This is a genomic window from Candidatus Acidiferrales bacterium, assembly GCA_036514995.1.
GTDB lineage: Bacteria > Acidobacteriota > Terriglobia > Acidiferrales > DATBWB01 > DATBWB01.
In genome coordinates, this window is sequence record DATBWB010000175.1 from 1 (window position 1) to 7,708 (window position 7,708).

The following is a 7,708-nucleotide window of genomic DNA, read 5'->3' on the forward strand; positions in this document are numbered from 1 at the left end:
CACCCACCACTGCACCTGCTGCCACCGCCTGATTCGTATCGTAGGCGCCAACAGCGAGTCCCTACAACTGTTTTTCATCGTTGAGCGTCCTCGAGCTCTGAGGTATCCTCGCGGGCTGATCTAAGTCGGATGCGGTGTCCGACAGCGTTTCGTAATTGCCAGTAGCTCTATGTCGGACGAGAAGTATAGGATGGCGAGGAAAGCTCCTGTGAGAGGCAGCACCGGCGTTGTTGCGATTCCTTCGCGCGGCAAATCTTCGCGCGGCCTCCCAGTCCGACGCACGAAATCCTTCTCTATCTTCAGGTCGTGACCAAGCCTAAACCAATTCGCGTTTTGGTCGTTGCCGGTGCCCGGCCTAACTTCGTAAAGATCGCCCCTCTGATGGATCGCCTTTCCTCGCTTACGTCGGGCGAGGCAGAGACTTTGCTCCTGCACACCGGCCAGCACTACGACGAGGCCCTCTCGCAACTGTTCTTCGATCAACTTGGCATTCCCCGGCCTCAGATCAATCTCGAAGTGGGTTCAGGCCCGCACGGGAAACAGACTGCCGAAATCATGGCCCGCTTTGAACCGGTTGTGTTGGACTGGAAGCCGGATGTCGTTGTGGTCGTGGGCGACGTCAACTCCACCCTGGCATGTGCGCTGGTGGCGGTGAAGCTGTGCGTCCCGGTTGCCCACGTGGAAGCGGGCTTGCGCAGCTTCGATCGGACGATGCCCGAGGAGATCAATCGCCTCTTGACCGATGCCATCTCCGATTTTCTCTTTGCCAGCGAGCCCTCGGGTGTAGAAAACCTTCGTCGCGAAGGTGTGGCGGAGGAAAAAATCCATCTGGTGGGCAACGTGATGATTGACTCCTTGCAAAAGTTCTTGCGCGTCGCGCGCCAGACCTCTGTGTTTCGTGATCTTGGGCTGCTACCGTATGGGCAGCCGTCTGCCACGGAAGGGAAACCGCGTCCGTATGCAGTGCTTACGATGCACCGGCCTTCCAACGTGGATGAGAAAGAGAAACTGGCCTCCTTGCTCGAGGTCCTGGGCGAGGTAGGTCAACAGATTCCCATCCTCTTTCCCGCGCATCCGCGTACCCAGGAGCGGCTTGAGCGATTTGGGCTCCAGAGCAAGGTCCGAACACGCTGGACAGAGGCCGACTGCGGCGTCCTAGTGACTGGGCCGATCGGCTACCTCGAATTCCTCCACCTGATGAGCGAGGCAACGTTCGTTCTCACCGATTCGGGCGGGATTCAGGAAGAGACGACCGTGCTTGGCGTGCCCTGTCTCACCTTGCGCGAGAACACCGAACGGCCGATTACCATCGAGGAAGGAACCAACACGGTGGTCGGCACCGACCCAGTGCGCATTCTCACTGCGGCGCGCGCCATTCTCGCTGGGAAAGGGAAGAAAGGCCGGACACCCACACTCTGGGATGGACGTGCCGCAGAACGCATCGTTGCCATCTTGATGGACCGCTTGATGAGCGCTGCCTGATTCATACTGCAATACGAAACACAGGCTTTTCCACGCTCTTAGCCAGAACATTCATGCTGCGGATCTCGTTTTCACTTCAACTAGACGAACCGAACATGAGTTCCAGAGTATGGCCGGGGCGTCAACCCGCGGCAGGCTATAGACTAACCTTACATGCGTCATCGCGACACGGGTCGGGGACCTCGAGAAACACTTCCCAAGAGTGGCACTTTATAGGTGCCAGTCCCGGTTGGCCGCGGGTAGCAATCCACCTAATTTGAAGAGAAACAGTTGGGACTTCAAAGGAAAACCTTTTCCTCGTAGCCGGTATCTCCTCCACTCCCACAATGCTTAAAGCCTGCTCTTATCTCTAACAAATGGAATGCGCTAATTGGACCAGGGGCGAAGTATCCCCCGCTGTGCCCCCTTTGGCCTGCTATTTGCCGCTTCAGGAAAGTTGGCGGATATCAGGACTCGGGCTGAAAACGAGGCCATGCCCCCGCGCAGGGGCCGAACAGCTCTCAACAGCATGATGAAGGAAATCAGAAAACTTGTCCTGGTTTGGATTTTCCTGACAGCGTCGGCAGTTGCTCAAGAAAAAAGCCAGAATCCACAGCAAACTTTCCCTCCTTTTATGAGACTCCCCTCGCATGAGCTTAAGATAGTGTTGGCTCCACGCGTCGAATCCTTGACCATGTTTGAGGCCGCGCCTCGGCCGAGCCTCTTTCCCGAGGTGGCGCCGCGCTTAAAGGTTCAGCCACAGCAGCAGCACAAGTTTTGGGACCACAAGAAGAAGTTTCTTTTTGGTGGCGCCGCAGCGTTAGTTGTGGCCGATGTGTGGACCACGCGCCGCATCATTTCCCGAGGCGGCCACGAATTCAATCCAGTGGCACGGCCCTTCGCCGGGAGTGACGCAGCGTTTGCCGCCTATCGGGCAAGTAGTTGGGGTCTATACCTTGGCCTCAGTTACTTCTGCCACCGCAAAGGCTGGCACCGGCTCGAAATTATTGTACCTGCCCTCTTAATCTCGATAGACGGGGCAGCAGTAGCGAATAACCTGGCGCGCGTCTTCTGAGATTGCCCTCCGGGTCATGGCTCGATGGCCTATATTGCCAGTCCCGGCTCTCCAATGGCACACGATCACCACGTGACGCTGCTTTAGATAGTAGGGTTGGCCGAGAGCAAAGGACAGTCCGGGTCCTTCGTGGTGGCCAAAAGCAACCCGTTTGTCGCTATGGTTCTTGGCGCAACTGGATTAGACGCCGTTGGTTTTTCTCACACGAGAATCTCGAGAACTCGGGGTGGACCATCGCAAGAATTCCGCCGCGAGGGCAAAGGCACATCTCTTCAATATGCATAATTGCACCCGAACCCACGCGTCCCAGTAAGCACAGAAGAGCCACATCCTGCGGACCATGCTTCAAAGTCTTACTCAAACCGCAAGTCATCGCTTAAAGCATTTTGCTTAGGCAAGTGCAGTGGATGCGACGCGATTTCATCCGCATTCCGCGCAGTTATTGCCCATGGCATGCACGGCGGCGCTAGACAGAAATTTCTTTCCACGAAAATGCAAGGTCTTTCACGGTCCCCCTTGGGGCGTGCATGCGGGCCTTTGGGTTTTCATGGACTTCTGCATCCACGCCAAGGCTGCAACCCAATAGAAAACAACCAGGTTATGACCGCTCTGCCGCGGAGAGTACTTCCGCCTTCGCCCGTCCAACAGGCGAAAGGGTTTGGCACCCACCATGCTAGTAAGGTTTTGGCATTGTCTACTAAGTTTATCGACTTGATGGATGCCATAGAGTTGATGGTGAAACGGTGAAGATCTCCCAGAAAGGCCTGTACGCGCTGCAAGCTCTCATGTTGCTTGCCCGGAAATATGCGGAGGGTGCGATCAAGATTCGAGAGATTGCGGCGGCGGAAAATCTTCCCGAAAAATTTTTGGAGCTCATCTTGCTTCAGCTCAAGAACGCCCGCTTGGTAGAGAGCGTGCGCGGAGCGAAAGGAGGCTACCGACTGCGGCGTCCTCCCTCGAGGATCTTCCTGGGCGAAATCATTCGCACCATTGACGGTCCGCTCGCTCCCTTTGGAGACGCCGAATCTCTCCGAAGGCTGGTCGAGCGAGACAAGAAACATAGTTCGCTTTATCGTGTTTTCCTTGATGTCCGGAACGCCGCTGCCCGCATTATGGATCACACGTCCCTTGCCGACATTTGCCATGACCGTAGCTAGATTTCCTTTTAACGGGACTTTCGTGGGCAAGGTACAAAACCGCGCAGGGGGGGAATTATTACAACGGCGCCACCGGAACACAAACGTTATCAAGAGAGCGGGCGGGAATAGAATTCACCTACGTCCGGAACCTCTATTCGTTGCGTGCGGAATACATCTGGGGACACGACGACTCGATACGGAAGCGCGGGTGGTACAGCCAGTTGGCTTACCGGTTCCGATCCCAGTGGGAAGGTCTTTTCCGGTTTGACAACTACGATCCGAACCGTCGAGCGGGCAACGAGGTGACGAATACCTATCTCACGGGCGTGAGCTGGTATCTGTCGAAGTGGGTGAAGTTTCAGGCCAACTACGGAGTGGTGGATGAGGAAGCGCGTCCCAGCCTCAGCCACACCCTCCTGACGCAGGTGCAATTTCAATATTAGCCGGCGGGAGAAAACCAAGTGACGGTGAGCAAACAAGGAATGGCGATGATGGTTTTGCTCGTACTGCTGTCGGCAGCTCATCTTCCGGCACAAGACAAGCGGGTGGTGATCCGCGCCGGCCATTTTCCCAACATTACGCACTCCCAGGCGCTTATCGGCAAAGCGAACGCCTGGTTCGAAAGGGCCTTGGCAACGGAGGCACGCATCGAATGGAAAACATTCAACGCCGGGCCCTCTGCCATTGAAGCCCTGTTTGCTGGGGCGATCGACCTGACCTACATCGGCCCGAACCCTGCCATCACAGGGTATGTGCGCTCGCAGGGCGAAGCCCTGCGAGTGGTCGCCGGAGCCACTAGCGGCGGCGCGGCCTTGGTCGTGCGCGCCGACGTAGGGATTCAAAAGCCAGAAGATTTTCACGGCAAGAAGATCGCTTCGCCCCAACTTGGCAACACGCAGGACGTGGCCCTGCGCGCCTGGTTGCACGGTAACAAGCTCAGGCTGCGCGAGAAAGGTGGGGATGTGCAGGTGATCCCGATTGCCAATCCCGACCAGCTCACGCTTTTTCTCAAGAGAGAAATTGACGCTGCCTGGGCGCCGGAACCCTGGGCTTCACGCCTCATCAGGGAGGCCAACGGCCGCCTGTTTCTTGACGAGCGCGAACTATGGCCGAATGGTCAGTTCGTAACCGCGCACCTGATTGTGAGCACGAAATTCCTGAAGCAGCACCGGCCCCTGGTCAAGAAGTGGCTCCAGGGTCACGTCGAACTGACCGAGTGGATCAACAAGAATTTGCCAGAGGCAAAACGGATCTTGAATGAGCAGATCAAGAAAGAGACTGGCAAGGCGTTGCCCCAGGCGGTGTTGGACGATTCCTTCTCCCGTCTGCATGTGACCTACGATCCGGTCCGGTCTTCACTCTTCACCTCGGCGCGCTGGGCGTATGAGTTGGGATTCCTGGGACGCGAGCGGCCCGATCTTTCGGGCCTCTATGATCTTTCGGTCCTGAACGAGGTACTGAGGGAGAAAGGAGCCAAGCTGGTGCCATGAAGATCTGGACTGTAAGTGGGGCGAGGGACCGTCGAATTGCACTTGTCTTGGACAAAAGAATGTCGAACACTCTTGAAGCTCCTGACTTGCTTGCAACCCAGAAAAGCAAACTCAGTTTGCGGAATGTTTCTCGGTGCTTTGAAACTCCGCGGGGTGTTCTCGCGGCTCTGCAGGACATCCATCTGGAGGTACGCGAGGGTGAATTCCTCTGCATTGTGGGGCCGTCGGGTTGCGGCAAATCCACCCTGCTTAACCTCATGGCCGGGCTCGATCGTCCCACCGCCGGCGAAGTTTGGATGGACGGCCGCCACGTTGACGGGCCCGGCACGGATCGCATTCTAATCTTTCAGGAACTCGGCTTGTTCCCCTGGCTTACGGTGCGTGAGAACGTTGAATTCGGCTTGCGCATGAACGGTCTGGCGAAGAGAGAGCGCCGCGCCCGCGGCCAGCATTACTTGCGTTTGGTCCATCTTTCTGAGTTCGAAGAGAGCTACATCCATCAACTCTCCGGAGGCATGAAGCAGCGTGTGGCCCTAGCGCGGGCGCTTGCCGCCCAACCTGACGTCCTGCTCATGGATGAACCCTTTGCCTCCTTGGACGCGCAGACCCGCGACATGCTGCACGACGAGCTGGAACGGATTTGGGCGGAGACTGGACAGACGATTGTCTTCGTCACCCACAACGTCCGCGAAGCCGTCCGCCTCGGCGATCGAATCGTGATGTTGACCTTCCGCCCCGGGCGAATAAAGAACCAGTTTTGCGTTCAACTCCCGCGGCCTCGCCATTTGGAGGATCCAGAGGTGGCCCTGACCGCCAGGGAAATCCTGGCGCAGCTCCGAGAGGAGATCCACAAGGCGGTGGAAGCGGAGTACCAACATGAAAAAAGGCGCTAGACAATTGCTTTTCTACCTCTTCCTGCTGGCCCTCTGGCAACTCATTGCGGAGCTGAAGATCTGGCCACCCTATCTATTCCCAACTCCCCGAAGCGTTCTGGAGGCCTTGCGGGCAGGCTTTACCGACCAGAGTTTTTGGGTCAGCTTGGGCGTCAGTACGAGACGGATAGCTCTGGGCTACGGCCTCTCGGTGGTTTTGGGCATTTCGTTGGGCCTTCTCATTGCCACCAGCAGGTTCTTGAAAGAAACCCTGGGAGGACTGGTGGTGAGCTTGCAGAGCCTGCCCAGCCTGTGTTGGTTGCCGCTGGCCGTGCTCTGGTTCGGCCTCAGTGAGAAAGCGATCCTTTTCGTTGTCGTGATGGGTTCATTGCTCTCTGTCACGATCAGCACGGAACTGGGAGTTCGCCATGTCCCGAAGATCTATTCCATGGCTGGCCGCAATCTGGGAGCGCGCGGCCTTTCCCTCTTTGTGTTTGTGCTCTTGCCTGCCAGCCTCCCCCATCTGGTTTCGGGATTGAAACAGGGGTGGGCATTCGCCTGGCGCTCTTTAGTCTCCGGGGAAATGATCTTCGTGAGCCTCGGCCTCGGCCATCTGCTCATGATGGGCCGCGACCTGAATGATATGAGCCAAGTCGTCGCCGTGATGGTATTGATCGTGACCATTGGCTTCCTGGTGGATGGCCTACTCTTTCGGACCATTGAGAAAAGGATCCACCAGAAGTGGGGCACGGCGATGCCGGCCTAGTCCCAGCTTTTTGAATTGAAACGCGGCTTTCTCGGGCGTTTGGTATCGTTCCGCGGCGGAGCCAAGCCGTACGTGCTGAGAGCGCCAACGCAACCTGAGATCTTAAACGAAGCTACACGCGCTTGATGATGCTCGCAACACGGCCAGCATGGAAACGTTTACACGGGCAGTATCTGCCCTCGGAGGAATTCTCACTGAGATGGTCAAGCCCATGCAAAGGCCGGATCCTCGCGAAGTGAAAAATTGCGCTGAACGAGACGGCCACCTCAGCGGCGTACCGGAGCCGTCAAAGGCGGCTGGCCTTGGTAGCACAGCATGATAAGGTCAACTCGCCGCCGGACCCCAAACTTGGCGAGCAGGTTTGAGACATGAAACTTCGCGGTTCGCTCGGAGATATTCAGCTTGTTGGCGATTTCTTTATTCGAGAGGTTTTCGAGGAGGGCACCGAGAACTTCCTGTTCGCGTCGGCTGAGTTGGGGGGCCACGCCAGTACTCAACAGGCGGTTGCGTGCGCTGCTCAAAATCCAATCTACGAAGCGAGAAAGTATTGGGCGACCTACCCAGAAGCCGCCGCCCGCCACCATGGGCACAGCCGATGATAACTGCTGGCGTGATTCAGCATAGGTGAGCAGTCCCTTGACACCCAAGCGCAGAAGTGGAAAGGCATCGGCCTCACCGAATTTTTCCGCCACCACGAGCAATCGTGCCGAGGGGTGACGCTGCAAGATGCCCCCGATCACTGCGTGGGTCGCTGGCCAGGGGGCATGTGCGTCAACTACATAAACTACAGCGCGAGGGATCGAGAGATTCCTCAGCTCCGAGGGGACAGTTGAATCCAGCTTTTGTGCTCGGAGTTGAAACTTCGGGCTGGAGAGCAGGACACGGAATTCTTCGAGAACCAGCGG

General features: G+C 57.0%; 7 protein-coding genes and 1 pseudogene. 7 read left to right on the forward strand and 1 reads right to left on the reverse strand.

The genetic code is table 11. The features are described from left to right. The first annotated feature begins 306 nt into the window (after positions 1 to 306). The 7 genes and pseudogenes from wecB to VIH17_11780 all read left to right on the forward strand — a co-directional run bounded on the left by wecB (position 307) and on the right by VIH17_11780 (position 6,803). The gene (wecB, locus tag VIH17_11750) at positions 307 to 1,482 is read left to right on the forward strand and encodes a UDP-N-acetylglucosamine 2-epimerase (non-hydrolyzing) (GenBank protein HEY4683904.1); all 1,176 of its coding nucleotides are present in this window, start codon (positions 307 to 309) and stop codon (positions 1,480 to 1,482) included. Positions 1,483 to 2,125: 643 nt separating this feature from the next. Beyond that, positions 2,126 to 2,536, forward strand: coding sequence for a hypothetical protein (locus VIH17_11755; GenBank protein ID HEY4683905.1), 411 nt, complete (start codon positions 2,126 to 2,128; stop codon positions 2,534 to 2,536). A 743-nt stretch (positions 2,537 to 3,279) separates the two neighbouring features. Continuing rightward, positions 3,280 to 3,693: an Rrf2 family transcriptional regulator gene (locus VIH17_11760; GenBank protein HEY4683906.1), complete on the forward strand. Its 414-nt coding sequence runs from the start codon at positions 3,280 to 3,282 to the stop codon at positions 3,691 to 3,693. A gap of 80 nt (positions 3,694 to 3,773) precedes the next feature. After that, positions 3,774 to 4,118 (forward strand): annotated as a pseudogene (locus tag VIH17_11765) (porin). A 24-nt stretch (positions 4,119 to 4,142) separates the two neighbouring features. After that, positions 4,143 to 5,165, forward strand: coding sequence for an ABC transporter substrate-binding protein (locus VIH17_11770; GenBank protein HEY4683907.1), 1,023 nt, complete (start codon positions 4,143 to 4,145; stop codon positions 5,163 to 5,165). A gap of 59 nt (positions 5,166 to 5,224) precedes the next feature. Further along, entirely contained in the window at positions 5,225 to 6,058 is an 834-nt protein-coding gene (locus VIH17_11775; protein ID HEY4683908.1) for an ABC transporter ATP-binding protein, read from the forward strand. Then, positions 6,042 to 6,803, forward strand: a complete 762-nt coding sequence (locus VIH17_11780) for an ABC transporter permease (protein HEY4683909.1) — start codon at positions 6,042 to 6,044, stop codon at positions 6,801 to 6,803. The genes VIH17_11775 and VIH17_11780 overlap by 17 nt, the downstream gene beginning before the upstream one ends. A 266-nt stretch (positions 6,804 to 7,069) precedes the next feature. Here the strand turns inward: VIH17_11780 and VIH17_11785 are convergent. After that, on the reverse strand, positions 7,070 to 7,708 hold a 639-nt coding region (locus VIH17_11785; GenBank protein ID HEY4683910.1), incomplete at its 5' end, for a response regulator transcription factor.